This window comes from Pseudonocardia abyssalis, from assembly GCF_019263705.2.
In the GTDB taxonomy this organism is placed as follows: Bacteria; Actinomycetota; Actinomycetes; order Mycobacteriales; family Pseudonocardiaceae; genus Pseudonocardia; species Pseudonocardia abyssalis.
The window spans coordinates 4,081,583-4,097,734 of record NZ_JADQDK010000001.1 but is presented as its reverse complement, the minus strand read 5'-3'; the positions used below and the strand labels follow the sequence as shown (position 1 = coordinate 4,097,734).

Genomic DNA, 16,152 nt, shown 5'->3' with positions numbered 1-16,152 from the left:
CGCGTCACACCGCCCCGGCTGGGTGCGACGTCCCTTCCCGATACATACTGTCCACGCCCCGACCTGCCCGACCGGAGGACCCCCGTGACCTACGTGATCGCCGAGCCCTGCGTCGACCTCCTCGACAAGGCGTGTATCGAAGAGTGTCCGGTGGACTGCATCTACGAGGGCGGGCGGATGATGTACATCCACCCCGACGAGTGCGTCGACTGCGGTGCCTGCGAGCCGGTCTGCCCGGTCGAGGCCATCTACTACGAGGACGACGTCCCCGAGCAGTGGACCGCCTACACCAAGGCCAACGTCGACTTCTTCGACGACCTGGGCAGCCCCGGCGGCGCGTCGAAGGTCGGCAAGACCGAGATGGACGTCGAGCCGGCCAAGAGCCTGCCCCCGCAAGAGCACGACGAGTGATAGGGCAGCTACCCGACTTCCCCTGGGACTCGCTCGCCGAGGACAAGGCCCTCGCGGCCGCGCACCCCGACGGCATCGTCGACCTCTCCGTCGGCACCCCGGTCGACCCGATCGCGCCCGTCGTGCGGGCCGCCCTGTCGGGTCCGGCCGCCGACGAGCCCGGCTACCCGACGACGCACGGCCCCGTGTCGCTGCGCGTCGCGATCGCGGGCTCGCTGCTGCGGCGCTTCGGCGTCACGGTCGACCCCGTCGCGGTGCTGCCGACGATCGGCTCGAAGGAGCTCGTCGCCTGGCTGCCCACGCTGCTCGGCGTGGGCGCGGGCGACACCGTCGTCATCCCGGAGCTGGCCTACCCGACCTACGAGGTCGGCGCGCGGATCGCCGGGGCCACCCCCGTGCGGTCCGACGGGCTCACCGCGCTCGGCCCGGCTCGGGTCGGGCTGGTGTGGGTGAACTCGCCGTCCAACCCGACCGGTCAGGTGCTCCCGCCCGAGCACCTGCGCAAGGTCGTGGCGTGGGCCCGGGAGAGGGGTACGGTCGTCGCGTCCGACGAGTGCTACCTGTCGCTGAGCGACGGCGCCTCCTCCATCCTGCACCCGGACGTCTGCGGCGGGTCGCACGAGGGACTGCTCGCGGTGCACTCGATGTCGAAGTCCTCCGGGCTCGCCGGGTACCGCGCGGGCTTCGTCACGGGTGACCCGGCGCTGGTGGCCGGCCTCCTCGAGGTGCGCAAGCACGCCGGAATGATCGTCCCGCGGCCGGTGCAGGCCGCGATGGAGGCCGCCGCGTCCGACGACACGCACGTCACCGCGCAGGCCGCGGTCTACGCGGCGCGGCGCGGGCGGCTGCGGGTGGCGCTGGAGAAGGCGGGCCTGCGCGTCGACCACTCCGGGGCCGGGCTCTACCTCTGGGCCACCGCGGGGCGGCCCTCCCGGTTGACGGTGCGGGAGTTCGCGGCGCAAGGTGTCCTGGTGGCACCGGGGGAGTTCTACGGACCGGCGGGGGCGCAGCACGTGCGCGTGGCGCTCACCGCGACGGACGAGCGCATCGACGCGGCGGTGGCCCGGCTCGCTCCGTGAGCACCGTCGTGCGTCCCACGGCGGTGCGGCCGTGGGTGGTCCTGCTCGGCCTGCTCGCGCTGGCCGTGAACCTCCGTGCGTCCCTGGCGGGCTACCCGCCGCTGCTGGAGTCCGTGCGCGCCGAGCTGGATGCGTCCGCGGGCGTCGCCGGGCTGGTGCAGGCCGGCGCCGTGCTGATGATGGGCGCCGGGTCGTTCGCCGGGCCCGTGGTCGGCGCCCGGTTCGGCCGGGAACGCGCGCTCGGCGGGGCGGTCGGGCTGGTCGCGCTGGGCGGGCTGCTCCGCGGTGTCCCCGAACTGGGTCCGTCGACGGCGCTGTGGTCGCTGATCGGCGGCAGCCTCGTCGTCGGGGCCGGGATCGGGCTGGCCGGCGTGCTGCTGTCGGGGGTCGTCAAGGAGCACCTCGCCGAACGCGCCGGGCTGGCGACCGGCGGGTACGTCGTCTCGATGATGGTCGGGGCCACGGTCGCCAGCGCCGTCGCGGTACCGCTGTCGGTGGCGCTGGGCGGCTGGTCGTTCTCACTGGCGGTGTGGGCGGTGCCCGCGGTGTTCGCCGTCGCGCTCTGGACGCCGATCGCGCGCCGCGTGCCGGTGCCCGAGCGAACCGGCCACCGCACGCTGCTGCCGTGGCGCGACCCGTTCACCCGCCTGTCGGCCTGCTACCAGACCGGCACCTCGGTGATGTTCTACGGCTGGCTGACCTGGCTCGCGCCCTACTACGAGGGCCAGGGCTGGAGCCCGACGCAGGCCGGGCTGCTGCTCGCGGTGTGGAGCGTGACGCAGATCCCGGCCGCGCTGCTGGCCCCCGCGTTCGCCGAGCGGCGTCGGCGCTGGCGGTTCTGGGCGATGCTGACGCTGGCCTGCGGGGTGGCCGGCACCGTCGGGGCGGCGGTCCTGCCGATGCCCCCGCTGCTCGGCCCGTGGATCTGGGTCGTGCTGATGGGCGTCGGCGTCGGCGCCGGGTTCCCGCTCGGTCTCACGGTGATCGCCTGGCGTACGCCCGACGGCGCGGCGAGCTCCGCCACCACCGGGTTCGCGCTCGGCGTCGGCTACACCGCGGCCGGGCTCACCCCCCTGCTGATGGGCGTGCTCCTCGACGTGACGGGCGCGTACCCGGCCGCGATCGCCGTCCTGCTCGCGGCAGGTGCGCTCCAGGCGTTCGCGATCGTGAAGATCGGCGACCGGCCCGTCACAGGCTGATCGCGGCGACCTTCTCCCACGCCGGCCACCACTGCGCGCGCTTCGCCTCGGCCCGGGTGCGCTCACGTTCCACCAGGCGGCCCGCGACGAACACGACGTGGGCGTCGAGATCGTCGCCGAGGCCGTCGAGCAGCTCGCGGATGCGGGTCTCGGCGACGCAGGCGTCCTGGTGGTCGCCCAGGACCTCCTGCAGCTCCTCGGTGGCCCCGAGCAGCTCCTTGATCGACTTCCCGGTCGGGGTGCCGCGGAACGCCGGCTGCACGAGCTCGCCGGTGTAGCGCACGCGCTTGCCGTGGATGCGCAGCGCGTGCAGCACCTCGTCGGGCGGGTCCTCCCCGGCCCTCCGCACGGCCTTCGTCATCTTCGCGGCCTCGGCGCGGATGAGGTCGATCAGCTCGGGCTGCGCCTGCGTGGCCGACGGCGTGGGCAGGGGCAGCCGGATCGCGTCCGCGATGCGTTCCACCAGTGCGAGGTAGCGCGGGGCGTCGAGCGCGGCGAGCATCTCGGCCCGGGCCTCGACGTGCTCGGCCTCCAGAGCGGCGACCAGCGCCTGCCCTGCCTCCTGCTCGGCGGCGGGCAGCGCGGCGACCTCGCCGCGCAGGCGCAGCAGCATCACGTCGAGATCGCGGACCGGTCCGAGTGCACCGCCGAGCCAGCCCAGCTCGGCGCGCAGGCCGTCGCCCCAGGTGAGGTCGAGCAGCGGACGCGCGGCCTTGAGAGCGGCCCGCATCCGCCGCACCGACACGCGCATCTGGTGCAGGTCCTCGATGTCGTCGCCGGTGCGGGTGCCCGGGTCGTGCTTCAGGAGGGCGCGCAGGCGCAGGTCGAGGGCGGCGCGGACGTGGTGCGGAGGGGCGTCCGAGGGCGCCGCGGTGAGCGGGGCCGGCAGGTCGAACGCCTCGGCCGACATCGATCGGTGGCGGCGGGGGGCAGCAGTGGGCACGACGGGAGAGCCTAGTTGGCGTGCAGCGCCGAGTTGAGCGCGATGCCCTCGCCCGTGCGGGGGAGCACCTCGACGGCGCCGGACACCGAGTTGCGCCGGAACAGCAGACCGTCCCGGCCGGACAGGGTGCGGGCGGGCGTGGTGGAGCCGTCGGGGCGGGTGACCTTCGTGCCCGCGGTGACGTAGAGGCCCGCCTCGACGACGCAGTCGTCGCCGAGGGAGATGCCGATGCCCGCGTTCGCGCCGAGCAGGCAGCGCCGTCCGATCTCGATCGTCTCCTTGCCGCCGCCGGAGAGCGTCCCCATGATCGACGCACCGCCACCGACGTCGGAACCGTCGCCGACGACCACACCCGCGGAGATCCGCCCCTCCACCATCGACGAGCCGAGCGTGCCCGCGTTGAAGTTGACGAAGCCCTCGTGCATGACGGTGGTGCCCTCGGCGAGGTGCGCGCCCAGGCGCACGCGGTCGGCGTCGGCGATCCGGACGCCCGACGGGACCACGTAGTCGACCATCCGCGGGAACTTGTCGACGCCGTAGACGGTGACGGGGCGGCGGGCGCGCATCCGCATCCGGGCCAGCTCGAAGTCGGGGACCCCACACGGGCCGCGGTCGGTCCAGACGACGTTCGCGAGCAGCCCGAACTGGCCGTCGAGGTTGACCTCGTGCGGGGCGACGAGCCGGTGGCTGAGCAGGTGCAGGCGCAGGTAGACGTCGGAGGCGTCGACGGGCGGGTCGGCCAGGGACCCGATCGCGGTGCGCACGACGACGGTGCGGACCCCGCGGGCGTCGTCGACCCCGGCCATGGGCTCCAGGTCGGCGGCGACGTCGGTCGCGTCGGGGCCGAGCGCGGGGGCGGGGTACCAGGTGTCGAGGACCGTTCCGGTGGTCAGGGTGACGGTGGCCAGGCCGGTTCCGGAAGCGCCCTCGCGGCGCGGTGTGGTGCTCACGCGACGACGTTATCCGGTGCCGGTCACGACCGGCCGGCCGCCGCCGCGTGCGTCCACGGCCCCCCGCCCGCCTGGCAGTGGGGTGGCTTCGCTCCGACCTGGTTGCGGTAGAGCCACCCCACTGCACGGTCGGGGGTGGCTCGGTGCCCTGCCGCGCGTCGTGTCGCGACTAGCCTCGCCGTCGTGACCTCCCTCGACCTCACCGCCTCGCCGATCGACCTCTGCGCCGCGCTCGTCGACACCCCCAGCGTCTCCGGTGACGAGGCCGGGCTCGCCGACGCGGTGGAGACGGCGCTGCGGGAACAGGCGCCGCACCTGGAGGTCCTGCGAACGGGAGACGCGGTGCTCGCGCGCACGCACCTCGGCCGGGGGGACCGGGTGCTGCTGGCCGGGCACCTCGACACCGTCCCGATCGCCGACAACGTGCCGAGCCGCCGTGACGGGCACCTGCTCCACGGCTGCGGCACCTCGGACATGAAGGCGGGCGACGCCGTCTTCCTGCACCTCGCCGCCACGCTCCCGGAACCGCGCCACGACCTGACGTTCGTGTTCTACGACTGCGAGGAGGTCGAGGCCGCGCGCAACGGGCTCGGGCGCATCGAGCGGGAGCACCGCGACTGGCTCGTCGCCGACCTCGCGATCCTCGGGGAGCCGACCAACGTCGGGGTCGAGGCGGGCTGCCAGGGCACGCTGCGTGCGGAGATCTCCACCACGGGGCGCCGGGCGCACTCCGCACGGTCGTGGCTGGGCGACAACGCGATCCACAACGCGACCCCGGTGCTCCAGCGCCTCGCCGCGTACATCGCCCGCGACGTCGACATCGACGGCTGCGTCTACCGCGAGGGGCTGCAGGCCGTCCGGATCGCGGGTGGGGTGGCGGGCAACGTCGTGCCGGACGCGTGCGTCGTCACCGTCAACTTCCGCTTCGCCCCCGACCGCGACGCCGCGGCCGCGGAGCGGCACGTCCGCGAGGTGTTCGACGGCTTCGACCTCGCGGTCACCGACCTGTCGCCGGGCGCACTGCCCGGTCTGACGGCCCCGGTGACCCGGGAGTTCGTCGCCGCCACCGGTGCCGTGCCGAGCGCGAAGTACGGCTGGACGGACGTCTCGCGCTTCGCCGGACTCGGCATCCCGGCGCTCAACTACGGCCCCGGCGACCCGAACCTCGCCCACACCCGCGAGGAGAACGTCGACACCCGCCAGATCACCGAGTCCGTGGACGTACTCCGCCGGTTCCTGCGGTGAGCGCCTCACTACCCTGACGGACATGAGAGGCCGTGGGGATCAGCGCCCCGACGAGAAGCAGAAGGGCCCGATCGTGCTGCGCGGAGAGCGCCGCAACGAGTCGACCACCACCGACCAGCGGCTGCTCGACTCGCGCGGCCCCAGCGACTGGGTGCACACCGACCCGTGGCGGGTCATGCGGATCCAGGCCGAGTTCGTCGAGGGCTTCGGGATGCTCGCCGAGCTGCCCCGCGCCGTCACGGTCTTCGGCTCGGCCCGCACCCCGCGCGACCACATCGAGTACGCCCAGGGCCGCGCGCTGGGCACCGCCCTCGCCGAGGCCGGCTACGCGGTGATCACCGGTGGCGGGCCGGGTGCGATGGAGGCCGCGAACAAGGGCTGCTCCGAGGCGGGCGGGCTGAGCGTCGGGCTGGGTATCGAGCTGCCGTTCGAGCAGGGCCTCAACGACTGGGTCGACCTCGGGATCAACTTCCGCTACTTCTTCGCCCGCAAGACGATGTTCGTCAAGTACTCGCAGGCGTTCGTCTGCCTGCCCGGCGGGTTCGGCACGCTCGACGAGCTGTTCGAGGCGCTGACGCTGGTGCAGACGAAGAAGGTCACCAAGTTCCCGGTGGTGCTGCTGGGCACCGACTACTGGGGCGGGCTCTACGACTGGATCGCCAAGACCGTGCTGGAGAACGGCAAGGTCGGCGAGAAGGACATCAAGCTGCTGCACCTCACCGACGACGTCGACGACGCCGTGCGGGTGGTGCACGAGGCCTACAGGGCCTGGGAGGACGCGCACTGATGAAGGTGTGCGTGTACTGCGCGTCGATCGAGACCATCGCCCCGCACTACCCGGCGCTCGCCGCCGACGTGGGCCGGGAGATCGCCGCGCGCGGTTGGGAGCTGGTCTCCGGCGGCGGGCAGCGCTCGATGATGGGCGCGGTCGCCACGGCGGCGCGGGCCGGCGGGGCCCGCACGACCGGCGTCATCCCGCGGTCGATGGTGGAGCGCGAGTGGGCCGACCTCGACTCCGACGAGCTGCTGGTCACCGAGACCATGCGTGAGCGCAAGGCCCTCATGGAGGCCCACGCCGACGCGTTCCTCGCCCTGCCCGGCGGGCTCGGCACCTGCGAGGAGCTGTTCGAGGTGTGGACCTCGGGCTACCTCGGCATGCACGCGAAGCCCGTCGTCCTGCTCGACCCCGACGGGCACTGGACGGGCCTGCTCGACTGGGTCCGCGGGCTCGGCGAGCGCGGGTTCGTCACACCCGACGCGATCGCCCGGCTCGTCGTCACCAGCGACGTCGCGGCCGCGCTGGACGCCTGCGGGACGGGCGTGGCCGTGCCACCATCGACCGTGTGATCCGTTTCGGCACCCGCGAGCCCGCCCAGGACCGCGCGCTGGTGATGGCGATCGTGAACCGCACCCCCGACTCCTTCTACGACCGCGGCGCCACGTTCTCCGACTCCGCGGCGATGGCGAAGGTCGACGCGGCCGTGGCCGAGGGTGCCGACATCATCGACATCGGCGGGGTCAAGGCCGGTCCGGGCGACGAGGTCGACGCCGCGGAGGAGATCCGCCGCGTCATCCCGTTCGTCGCGGCCGTCCGCGCCCGCCACCCCGACGTCGTGATCAGCGTCGACACCTGGCGCGGCGAGGTGGGCAAGCTCGCCGTCGCCGAGGGGGCCGACCTGCTCAACGACACCTGGGCCGGGGCCGACCCGAGCCTCGGTGAGGTCGCCGCGGGTACCGGGGCCGGGATCGTCTGTTCGCACACCGGGGGAGCGGTGCCGCGGCGCCGCCCGCACCGCGTCCGCTACGCCGACGTGGTGGCGGACGTCATCGCCGACGTCGTCGGGCAGGCCGAGGACCTCGTCGCGCGGGGGGTGCCGCGGGAGGGCGTCCTGATCGACCCGACCCACGACTTCGGCAAGAACACCTTCCACGGCCTGACGCTGCTGCGCCGCGTCGACGAGCTGGTGGCCACGGGCTGGCCGGTGCTGATGGCGTTGTCCAACAAGGACTTCGTCGGCGAGGCGCTCGGCGTGGAGCTGAACGAGCGGCTGGAGGGCACCCTCGCCGCCACCGCGCTGGCCGCCGCGGCCGGGTGCCGGGTGTTCCGCGCCCACGAGGTCGCCGCGACCCGACGTACCGTGGACATGGTCGCGGCCATCGCGGGCACCCGCCCGCCGGTGCGGACCGTTCGCGCCCTCGCGTAGGAGTTCGATGCAGCCCAGTACCGACGCCTGGTTCGCCCGCCGCACCTGGCAGGAGTCGGCATGGACCGTCGAGGAGCTGGTGGCCGCGAAGGCCGGTCGCCGCGTGTCGGTCGTGCTGCCCGCGCTCGACGAGGAGGAGACGGTCGGCGCGATCGTCACCGCGATCCTGCCCCTGACGACCGGTGCGGCCCCGCTGGTCGACGAGCTGGTCGTCGTCGACTCCGGGTCGACCGACCGCACCGTCGCCCGCGCCACCGCGGCCGGGGCCCGGGTCGTGCACCGCGCCGACGTCCTGCCGGAGCTGGAGCCGCTGCCCGGCAAGGGGGAGGTGCTCTGGCGTTCGCTCGCCGCCACCGACGGCGACGTGATCTGTTTCCTCGACTCCGATCTCGTCGACTTCGATCCCGGATTCGTCCCCGCCCTCCTCGGCCCGCTGCTCGCGGAGCGGGGCGTCGCGCTGGTGAAGGGCTTCTACCGGCGCCCGCTGCGCATGGAGACGACGCAGAACGACACGGGTGGGGGTCGGGTCACCGAGCTCGTCGCCCGTCCGCTCCTGGCCGCACTGCGCCCCGAGCTCTCCGGGATCGTGCAGCCCCTGGGCGGGGAGTACGCGGCCACCCGGGCGCTGCTGGAGTCCGTACCGTTCGCGACGGGGTACGGCGTCGAGATCGGGCTGCTGCTCGACACGCACTCCCGGCTCGGCCTGGACGCGCTCGCGCAGGTCAACCTCGGCGTCCGCAAGCACCGCAACCGCTCATTGCTGCAGCTCGGCGTCATGTCCCGGCAGATCGTGGCGGCCGCGCTGTCGCGCTGCGGACTGGCCACCGGGGGCGGGGAGCTGACGCAGTTCGTCCAGGTCGGCGGCGAGTGGCAGCCGTCGACGATTGACGCGCCGGTCGCGGAACGGCCGCCGATGACCACGGTGTCGGGGTCCCGTGGTTCCATCTCGGGGTGGGGACCGCGCTGATCTACCTGTTCGTCGTCGTGCTCGTCGCGGCGGCGTTCTTCGGGGTCGCCGCGTTCGTGTTCGGCCGCGGCGAGGAGCTGGCGCCACTGGCGCCCGACGCCACGCCCACCCGGCTGCCGTCGGGGGAGATCGCCGGGGAGCACGTGCGCGAGCTGCGCTTCCCCCAGGCCGTGCGCGGCTACCGGATGACCGAGGTCGACTGGGTGCTCGACCGCCTCGCCGAGGAGCTCGACCGCGTGGGCGCCGAACGCGACGGACTGCTCGGCCGCGTCGCGGAGCTGGAGGGATCCCGGTCGGTGCGCACGAGCCCGAGCGGCGAGGACCGGGGGCTGGAAGGATCGCCGCCATGAACAACCGGGTCGAGCTGACCGTTCCCGTCGACGTCAACGCGCCCGTGGAGGCGGTCTGGCGCACGATCACCGACTGGCCGGGCCAGGGCGACTGGATGCTCGGCACCCGCGTCGAGGTCGTCGGCGGGGGCGACGGCCGCGAGCTGGGCGCGTCGCTGCGGGCCGTCACGGGCATCGGGCCGCTCGGCGTCACCGACACGATGGACATCGTGGAGTGGGACCCTCCGAAGCGCTGCGTCGTCCGGCACACCGGCAAGGTCGTCAAGGGCGACGGCGTGTTCGAGGTCGTCGAGCTGGGCCCCGAGCGCGCCCGCTTCCTGTGGACCGAGCTGCTCGACCTCCCGCTGGGCCCGCTCGGCCGGGCGGGCTGGCCGCTGGTGCGCCCGGCGTTCCGCGCGGGCGTCGAGATGTCGCTGCGGAAGATGGCGCGGCAGTGCGAGCAGGAGTACCGCCGGGGTGCCTGACGACGGGGTCCATGACGGCAGGGTCCGCTGCGCGTGGGCGGGGTCCGAGCCCGAGTACACCCGGTACCACGACGAGGAGTGGGGACGTCCCGTCCGTGGCGTCACCGCGATGTTCGAGCGGCTGAGCCTGGAGGGCTTCCAGTCCGGGCTGTCCTGGATCGTCATCCTGCGCAAGCGCCCCGCGTTCCGGGCGGCCTTCGCGGGCTTCGTCCCCGAGGAGGTCGCCCGGTTCGACGACGCCGACGTGGAGCGCCTGCTCGGCGACGCCGGCATCGTCCGCAACCGGTCCAAGATCGCGGCGACGATCTCCAACGCCCGCGCGGTCCTCGACCTCGACACCCCGCTCGACGACCTGCTGTGGTCCTTCGCGCCCGCGTCGCACGTCCCGCCCGCGACGTTCGCCGACGTGCCTGCCACCACCCCGGAGTCGGTCGCGATGGCCAAGGAGCTCAAGCGGCGCGGGCTCCGTTTCGTCGGGCCGACCACCTGCTACGCGTTGATGCAGGCCGTCGGACTGGTCGACGATCACGTCGCGGAGTGTTGGAGATCCGCTCCGCAGCGTGAACCTTGGGCGGATTGATCGCTCCGGTTGCGGCCCTGTCCCTCCGATGAGGAAAGATGTTCCTCAGCATCCCGTCCTGCGCTCTCCCCGGCGCAGCGGCGCCCTGCAGACATGATGACGGAGGGAGCAGGACATGGCGGCGATGAAGCCCCGTACCGGTGACGGTCCCCTGGAGGTGACCAAGGAGGGACGCGGCATTGTCATGCGCGTCCCGCTGGAGGGCGGTGGCCGCCTGGTCGTGGAGATGTCGGCCGAGGAGGCCAGCGACCTCGGCGACGCCCTCAAGGCCGCATCCGGCTGAGACACGGGACCACCCCGGTGGTCCACCGAACGACACGGCACCCGCACGCGAGGAAGCGTGGGGGTGCCGTTCGTCGTCCGGGGCCGGGTCAGAGCAGCGAGCGGTAGATGTCGACGGTGCGGGCCGCGGCCTGCTCCCACGCGAACTCGCGCTCGGCGCGCACCCGCCCGGCGGCCCCCATCCCGGCGGCGCGCGACGGGTCGGCGAGCAGGGCGTTGACGGCGTCGGCGATGCCCGTGCGGAACTCGTCCTCGGCGTGCTGGTCGTAGTGCACGAGGGTGCCGGTCACCCCGTCCTCGACGACCTCCGGGATGCCGCCCACGTCGGACGCGACGACCGCCGTGCCGCACGCCATCGCCTCGAGGTTGACGATGCCCAGCGGCTCGTACACCGACGGGCAGACGAACACCGTGGCCGCCGACAGGAGCTGGCGGATCTCCGCCGTGGGCAGCATCCGGCGCACCCACACGACGTCGCCCCGCGCGGTGGCGAGCTCGGCGACGGCCTTCTCGGTCTCCTCGGCGATCTCCGGGGTGTCCGGCGCGCCCGCGCACAGCACGACCTGCGCCGCCGGGTCGATGCGGTGCGCGGCCGCGACCAGGTGCCCCAGTCCCTTCTGCCGCGTGATCCGGCCGACGAACACGACGATCGGCCGGTCGGGGTCGACACCCGCGGCGCGGACGGCGTCGCGCCGCTCGTCGGGGTGGTAGAAGACGGTGTCGATGCCGTTGTGCACCACGTGCACCCGTGTCGGGTCGAGCGCGGGGTAGCAGTCGAGGACGTCGGTGCGCATGCCCGCGCTCACCGCGATCACCGCGTCGGCGTACTCGTAGGACGTGCGCTCCACCCACGACGAGAGCCGGTAGCCGCCGCCGAGCTGCTCGGCCTTCCACGGCCGCCGCGGCTCCAGCGAGTGGGCGGTGACGACGTGCGGCACCCCGTGCAGGATCTTCGCCAGGTGCCCGGCCATGTTGGCGTACCAGGTGTGCGAGTGCGCGATGTCCACGCCGTCCAGGGCGGCCACCATCGACAGGTCGACGCCGAGGGTCTGCAGCGCGGGGTTCGCACCGGCGAGCGCTCCGGGCGCCCGGTGGGCGTAGGTGTCGAGTGCGCCCGTACGGGGTTCCCCGAAGCAGTGGACATCGACGTCGATCAGGGCCCGCAGCGCAGGTACGAGGTGCTCGACATGGACCCCGGCCCCCCCATAGACGTCGGGCGGGTATTCACGGGTGAGCAGGCCGATGCGCACGCCGTGCACCGTAGCCGCCCGGAGACCCCCGCGGGTTGTCGTGCTCCGCACGGATCCAGATGTGGCCGGGCACGGGCCGAGGCCACTAGGCTCGGCACCGTGATGCTGCGGGGATGGCTGCTGTGACGGGCGCTCGGCTCACGGCTGCGTCGCCCCGCGGTCTGCCGGCCAACGTGCTGGGCATCGTGCTGGCGGGCGGTGAGGGCAAGCGGCTGTGGCCGCTCACGGCCGATCGGGCGAAGCCCGCCGTGCCGTTCGGCGGCAACTACCGCCTGATCGACTTCGTGTTGTCCAACCTGGTCAACGCCGGGCTGCACCGCATCTGCGTGCTGACGCAGTACAAGTCGCACAGCCTCGACCGGCACATCTCCACGACCTGGCGCCTCTCGAGCGTCCTCGGGCAGTACATCACCACGGTGCCGGCGCAGCAGCGGCTCGGCCGGCGTTGGTACACCGGCAGCGCCGACGCGATCTTCCAGAGCCTCAACCTCGTCTACGACGAACGCCCCGACTACATCGCGGTCTTCGGGGCCGATCACGTGTACCGCATGGACCCGAGCCAGATGATCACGCAGCACATCGAGAGCGGCGCGGGCGTCACCGTCGCCGGTATCCGGGTGCCGCGGGCGGAGGCGAAGGCGTTCGGCGTCATCAACTCCGACGAGTCCGGGAAGATCATCGAGTTCCTGGAGAAGCCGTCCGACCCGCCGTCGGTGCCCGACGACCCCGACCTCACGTTCGCGTCGATGGGCAACTACGTCTTCACCACCGAGGTGCTGCTCGACGCGCTCAAGGCCGACGCCGAGGACGGCGACTCCGACCACGACATGGGCGGCGACATCATCCCGCGCCTGGTGAACGAGGGGCAGGCGTCGGTCTACGACTTCGCCGAGAACGTCGTGCCCGGCGCCACCGACCGCGACTCCGGCTACTGGCGCGACGTCGGCACGATCGACGCCTACTACGAGGCGCACAACGACCTGTGGTCGGTGCACCCGATCTTCAACCTCTACAACGACCGTTGGCCCATCCGTACGGCCACCGCGCCGCTGCCGCCGGCCAAGTTCGTGGAGGGCGGCATCGCGCAGGACTCCATCGTCGGCTCCGGCACGATCATCTCCGGGGCGATCGTGCGCCGCTCGGTGATCAGTCCCAACGTGCTCGTGCACGCGGGGGCGGAGGTGTCGGACTCGGTGATCCTGCCCGGCGTCCGCATCGGTCGCGGGGCCGTCGTGCGCGGCGCGATCCTGGACAAGAACGTCAACATCCCGGACGGCGCGCTCGTCGGCGTCGACCTGGCCACCGACCGGGCCCGCTACACCGTGAGCCCGGGCGGCGTCGTGGTGCTGGGCAAGGGCCTGACGGCCCTCTAGACGACCAGGCCCGGAGACCGTGGCCGGAGCCACGGTCTCCGAGCACCAGGGGGATCAGACCGTCTTGCTCGCGTGCTGGTCGATCAGGCGGCCCAGGCGGGGCAGCGCCTCCTCGACGTTCTTCTGGCCCTGCGGGCGCAGCTTGCCGTAGACCTTCTTGACGGCGTCGGAGCTGCTGCCCTCGGCGCGGCGGTCGCTGACCGACAGGAGCGCGTTGGCGGCCTCGGCCGGGCGGGCCGAGAGGTAGGCGCCGAAGTCGGTGCCCGCGGTGGCGCGGTAGTCGGCGTAGAACGGCTCCAGCGCGGTGGCGAAGTCGGGCAGCATCTTGTCGACCGCACTGGTCACGATGCCCGGCTTGACCTTCTTGACCGTGGCGTACCCGGTCTTGATGACGGCGCCGGAGACACCGCCGGAGTCCGAGACCTCCTGGTCGACCAGCGTCTGCAGGTCCGTCACGACGGTCGGGCGCCGGGTCGGGTCCAGCAGGATGGCGTTGAGGGTCTGCGTCACGGGTGTGTCGTCCTTTCTGATCCACTCACCGAGGCATCTCGGCCGGGCAGGACGGTAATGCAAGATCGAACTCGCGAAGCGCCCGGGGCACCCGATCAGGTGGTGACCACGGCGGCCAGCAGCCCGTCGCCCAGCGGGAGCAGGACCGGGACCAGGCGCTCGTCCTCGCGCACCTGGCGGGCGACCTCGCGCAGCGCGACGCTCGACACGTCGGTGGCGGCCGGGTCGGTGACCCCACCGGTGAGGACGCCGGCCATCGCGACGATGCCGCCGGGGCGCAGCAGGCGCACGGCCTCGTCGAGGTAGCGGGGGTAGTCGGCGGCGGCGGCGTCGACGAAGACCAGGTCGTAGCCGCCGTCGGTGAGCCGTGGCAGCACTTCCAGGCCCATACCGTTGATCAGGCGCAGCCGTCCGGGGGCGTATCCCGCGGCCACGAACGCCGACCGGGCGACGCGCTGCGCCTCCGGGTCGACGTCGATCGAGGTCAGGACGCCGTCGACGGCCATCCCGCCGAGCAGCCACAGCCCGCTGACGCCCGCGCCGGTGCCGATCTCAACGACCGCGCGCGCGCCGATCGCCGCCGCGACGAAGCGCAGACCGACCCCGCAGCCGGGCCCGATCGGGGCGCAGCCGAGCGCGTCGCCACGGGTGCGCGCATCGCGGACGACGTCGTCCTCGGTGAGGTACCCCTCGACGTAGTCGCGGACGGCCCACGGGTAGCCGTCGTCCGTGCGGACGGTCATGGGGGGAAGGCTACTGGGTGGCCGTCGCCACGTCGGGGAACTGCACCTTCACAGGTTCCTCTCAGTCGCTTCTCACCCCTCGTTCACAGACGTAGGGCACCGTGGTGCACAGATCGGTCGGGGTCGTCGGCCGGTGCACCGCAGATCGGGGAACTCCCCGGAGACTGAGGACGTTGGCACGAGCAGCACGACCCGCGCCGAGAGGGTTCGAGAAGATCATGACCGACGGCCTGGCCACCGCCACAGCCCCGCAGCACACCGACGCGGTGCTGTCCGGCGAGACGGTGCTGCCCGGTGGCACGGTTCTGCCCGGTGAGGGGGCGCCGTGGACCCCGCCGACGTGGGACGAGGTCGTGCGCGAACACGCGGACCGGGTCTACCGCCTCGCGTACCGCCTCACCGGCAACCCGCACGACGCCGAGGACCTCACCCAGGAGACGTTCGTCCGGGTGTTCCGCAACCTCGCGTCGTACCGCCCCGGCACGTTCGAGGGCTGGTTGCACCGGATCACCACCAACCTGTTCCTCGACATGGTCCGCCGGCGCGCGCGCATCCGCATGGAGGCGCTGCCCGACGACTCCGAGCGCATCCCCGGCCGCGGACCCGAGCCCGAGCAGGTGTTCTCCGACACCCACCTCGACCCGGCGCTGCAGGCCGCGCTCGACGAGCTGCCCCCCGAGTTCCGTGCCGCGGTCGTCCTCTGCGACGTCGAGGGGCTGTCCTACGAGGAGATCGGCGCCACGCTCGGCGTGAAGCTGGGTACGGTGCGGAGCAGGATCCACCGCGGCCGCGCCGCGCTGCGGGCCGCGATCGAGCGCGACCGGGCCGCGGGGCGCACCGCGGGCACGCAGGAGGAGGTCAGGGCATGAGCGAGCGTCGACTGTTCACGGTGAACACGTCCGACTGGGGTCAGACACACCTCACGTCGGACGCCGTCGTGGCCTTCGTCGACGACGAGCTCGCCCAGCGACCGCACGCCCGCGCCACCCAGCACGTCGCCGCCTGCCCGGACTGCGCGGCCGAGGTCGTGGCCCAGCGCCAGGCGCGCACCGCCCTGCGCGGCGCCTCCTGCCCGTCGCTCCCGACGTCGCTGCTCTCCGCTCTGCGGGCCATCCCGCAGGACACCGATCTCCCCGACGTGCCCGCCGGTCTCGCCGTCAGCACCGAGGGGCAGCTGGTCTCGGTGCTGCGTGCCGACGCCGTCCCCGCCGACGCCGTCCCCGCCGACACCGGCCGTCCCGGCTTCGCCGACGGGCAACGGACGCACGGTGCGCGCCCGGCCGCGGCACGGCGCCTGCGCCTCGGCGCCGGGGTCGCCGCCGCCTCCGGTATCGCCATCGGCGCGCTCGCCTTCGGCACCGCCGCACTCCCGTCCGTCCCGGGCCCCACCGCCGACCGCGGTGTCCTCGGAGGGTCCGTGCTGGGCGTGTCCGGTGTCGTGCCGGCCCGCCTGGGTCTCGACGCCACCACCGCGGCCGAGGATGCCCGGCTCGGCGGCCTGCGCGCCCCGCGCACGTTCCTGCGCCACGGCCTGCGCTGACGGCCCCCGGGGCCCGGTACACGGACTTCACCCCGGCTGCGGCAGGCTGACCACGGCCCGTC

Annotated in this window: 20 protein-coding genes; 15 read left to right on the top strand and 5 right to left on the bottom strand. The window is 73.4% G+C overall.

Features of this window, described 5'->3' with window-relative positions:
* The first annotated feature begins 84 nt into the window (after positions 1-84).
* From fdxA to I4I81_RS19780, 3 genes are read left to right on the top strand one after another with little or no spacing between them, the layout of a single operon-like run.
* A complete protein-coding gene (fdxA, locus tag I4I81_RS19790; protein WP_185719949.1) occupies positions 85-411 on the top strand; it encodes a ferredoxin in 327 nt (108 codons plus the stop codon).
* Positions 408-1,490, top strand: a complete 1,083-nt coding sequence (gene dapC, locus I4I81_RS19785; RefSeq protein ID WP_275967474.1) for a succinyldiaminopimelate transaminase — start codon at positions 408-410, stop codon at positions 1,488-1,490. Before fdxA ends, dapC begins: the two co-directional genes overlap by 4 nt.
* The gene (locus I4I81_RS19780; RefSeq protein ID WP_218602827.1) at positions 1,487-2,689 is read left to right on the top strand and encodes an MFS transporter; all 1,203 of its coding nucleotides are present in this window, start codon (positions 1,487-1,489) and stop codon (positions 2,687-2,689) included. Before dapC ends, I4I81_RS19780 begins: the two co-directional genes overlap by 4 nt.
* On the opposite strand, the gene I4I81_RS19775 is transcribed toward I4I81_RS19780, so the two are convergent.
* Both I4I81_RS19775 and dapD read right to left on the bottom strand, forming a co-directional pair.
* Positions 2,679-3,632: a CHAD domain-containing protein gene (locus I4I81_RS19775; RefSeq protein ID WP_226363468.1), complete on the bottom strand. Its 954-nt coding sequence runs from the start codon at positions 3,630-3,632 to the stop codon at positions 2,679-2,681. The genes I4I81_RS19780 and I4I81_RS19775 overlap by 11 nt on opposite strands.
* A gap of 11 nt (positions 3,633-3,643) precedes the next feature.
* Positions 3,644-4,582 (bottom strand): 2,3,4,5-tetrahydropyridine-2,6-dicarboxylate N-succinyltransferase, encoded by a 939-nt coding sequence (gene dapD, locus I4I81_RS19770; protein WP_218602828.1) that lies wholly within the window; start codon positions 4,580-4,582, stop codon positions 3,644-3,646.
* A gap of 183 nt (positions 4,583-4,765) precedes the next feature.
* Between dapD and dapE the strand changes: the two genes are divergently transcribed.
* From dapE to I4I81_RS19725, 9 genes are all read left to right on the top strand, one after another.
* Entirely contained in the window at positions 4,766-5,827 is a 1,062-nt protein-coding gene (gene dapE, locus I4I81_RS19765; protein WP_218602829.1) for a succinyl-diaminopimelate desuccinylase, read from the top strand.
* 22 nt (positions 5,828-5,849) lie between these two features.
* Positions 5,850-6,614 carry an LOG family protein gene (locus I4I81_RS19760; protein WP_218602830.1) on the top strand — a complete coding sequence of 255 codons (765 nt, stop codon included), beginning with the start codon at positions 5,850-5,852 and terminating at the stop codon, positions 6,612-6,614.
* Complete coding sequence (locus I4I81_RS19755) at positions 6,614-7,174, top strand: LOG family protein (RefSeq protein ID WP_218602831.1); 561 nt, start codon at positions 6,614-6,616, stop codon at positions 7,172-7,174. The genes I4I81_RS19760 and I4I81_RS19755 overlap by 1 nt, the downstream gene beginning before the upstream one ends.
* Before the next feature lie 44 nt (positions 7,175-7,218).
* Positions 7,219-8,031 carry a dihydropteroate synthase gene (folP, locus tag I4I81_RS19750; protein ID WP_218602844.1) on the top strand — a complete coding sequence of 271 codons (813 nt, stop codon included), beginning with the start codon at positions 7,219-7,221 and terminating at the stop codon, positions 8,029-8,031.
* Positions 8,032-8,038: 7 nt separating this feature from the next.
* The gene (locus tag I4I81_RS19745; protein WP_218602832.1) at positions 8,039-8,998 is read left to right on the top strand and encodes a glucosyl-3-phosphoglycerate synthase; all 960 of its coding nucleotides are present in this window, start codon (positions 8,039-8,041) and stop codon (positions 8,996-8,998) included.
* Positions 8,983-9,348: a DivIVA domain-containing protein gene (locus tag I4I81_RS19740; RefSeq protein ID WP_218602833.1), complete on the top strand. Its 366-nt coding sequence runs from the start codon at positions 8,983-8,985 to the stop codon at positions 9,346-9,348. The genes I4I81_RS19745 and I4I81_RS19740 overlap by 16 nt, the downstream gene beginning before the upstream one ends.
* Positions 9,345-9,812: an SRPBCC family protein gene (locus tag I4I81_RS19735; protein ID WP_218602834.1), complete on the top strand. Its 468-nt coding sequence runs from the start codon at positions 9,345-9,347 to the stop codon at positions 9,810-9,812. The genes I4I81_RS19740 and I4I81_RS19735 overlap by 4 nt, the downstream gene beginning before the upstream one ends.
* On the top strand, positions 9,805-10,392 hold the full coding sequence (locus tag I4I81_RS19730; protein ID WP_218602835.1) for a DNA-3-methyladenine glycosylase I: 588 nt from the start codon (positions 9,805-9,807) through the stop codon (positions 10,390-10,392). Before I4I81_RS19735 ends, I4I81_RS19730 begins: the two co-directional genes overlap by 8 nt.
* A 115-nt stretch (positions 10,393-10,507) precedes the next feature.
* A complete protein-coding gene (locus I4I81_RS19725; RefSeq protein ID WP_084211001.1) occupies positions 10,508-10,675 on the top strand; it encodes a DUF3117 domain-containing protein in 168 nt (55 codons plus the stop codon).
* 88 nt (positions 10,676-10,763) lie between these two features.
* Here I4I81_RS19725 and glgA read toward each other — a convergent pair whose 3' ends face one another.
* Positions 10,764-11,924 (bottom strand): glycogen synthase, encoded by a 1,161-nt coding sequence (glgA, locus tag I4I81_RS19720; protein ID WP_218602836.1) that lies wholly within the window; start codon positions 11,922-11,924, stop codon positions 10,764-10,766.
* 113 nt (positions 11,925-12,037) lie between these two features.
* Between glgA and glgC the strand changes: the two genes are divergently transcribed.
* Positions 12,038-13,297: a glucose-1-phosphate adenylyltransferase gene (gene glgC / locus I4I81_RS19715; protein WP_218602837.1), complete on the top strand. Its 1,260-nt coding sequence runs from the start codon at positions 12,038-12,040 to the stop codon at positions 13,295-13,297.
* Between the two features lie 54 nt (positions 13,298-13,351).
* Here glgC and I4I81_RS19710 read toward each other — a convergent pair whose 3' ends face one another.
* Both I4I81_RS19710 and I4I81_RS19705 read right to left on the bottom strand, forming a co-directional pair.
* Positions 13,352-13,807: a DUF6918 family protein gene (locus tag I4I81_RS19710; protein ID WP_218602838.1), complete on the bottom strand. Its 456-nt coding sequence runs from the start codon at positions 13,805-13,807 to the stop codon at positions 13,352-13,354.
* Positions 13,808-13,902: 95 nt separating this feature from the next.
* Positions 13,903-14,550 carry an O-methyltransferase gene (locus I4I81_RS19705; RefSeq protein WP_218602839.1) on the bottom strand — a complete coding sequence of 216 codons (648 nt, stop codon included), beginning with the start codon at positions 14,548-14,550 and terminating at the stop codon, positions 13,903-13,905.
* Between the two features lie 218 nt (positions 14,551-14,768).
* Between I4I81_RS19705 and sigE the strand changes: the two genes are divergently transcribed.
* Entirely contained in the window at positions 14,769-15,419 is a 651-nt protein-coding gene (sigE, locus tag I4I81_RS19700; RefSeq protein ID WP_218602840.1) for an RNA polymerase sigma factor SigE, read from the top strand.
* Positions 15,416-16,090, top strand: a complete 675-nt coding sequence (locus tag I4I81_RS19695; protein WP_218602841.1) for an anti-sigma factor family protein — start codon at positions 15,416-15,418, stop codon at positions 16,088-16,090. Before sigE ends, I4I81_RS19695 begins: the two co-directional genes overlap by 4 nt.
* Positions 16,091-16,152: the final 62 nt, after the last annotated feature.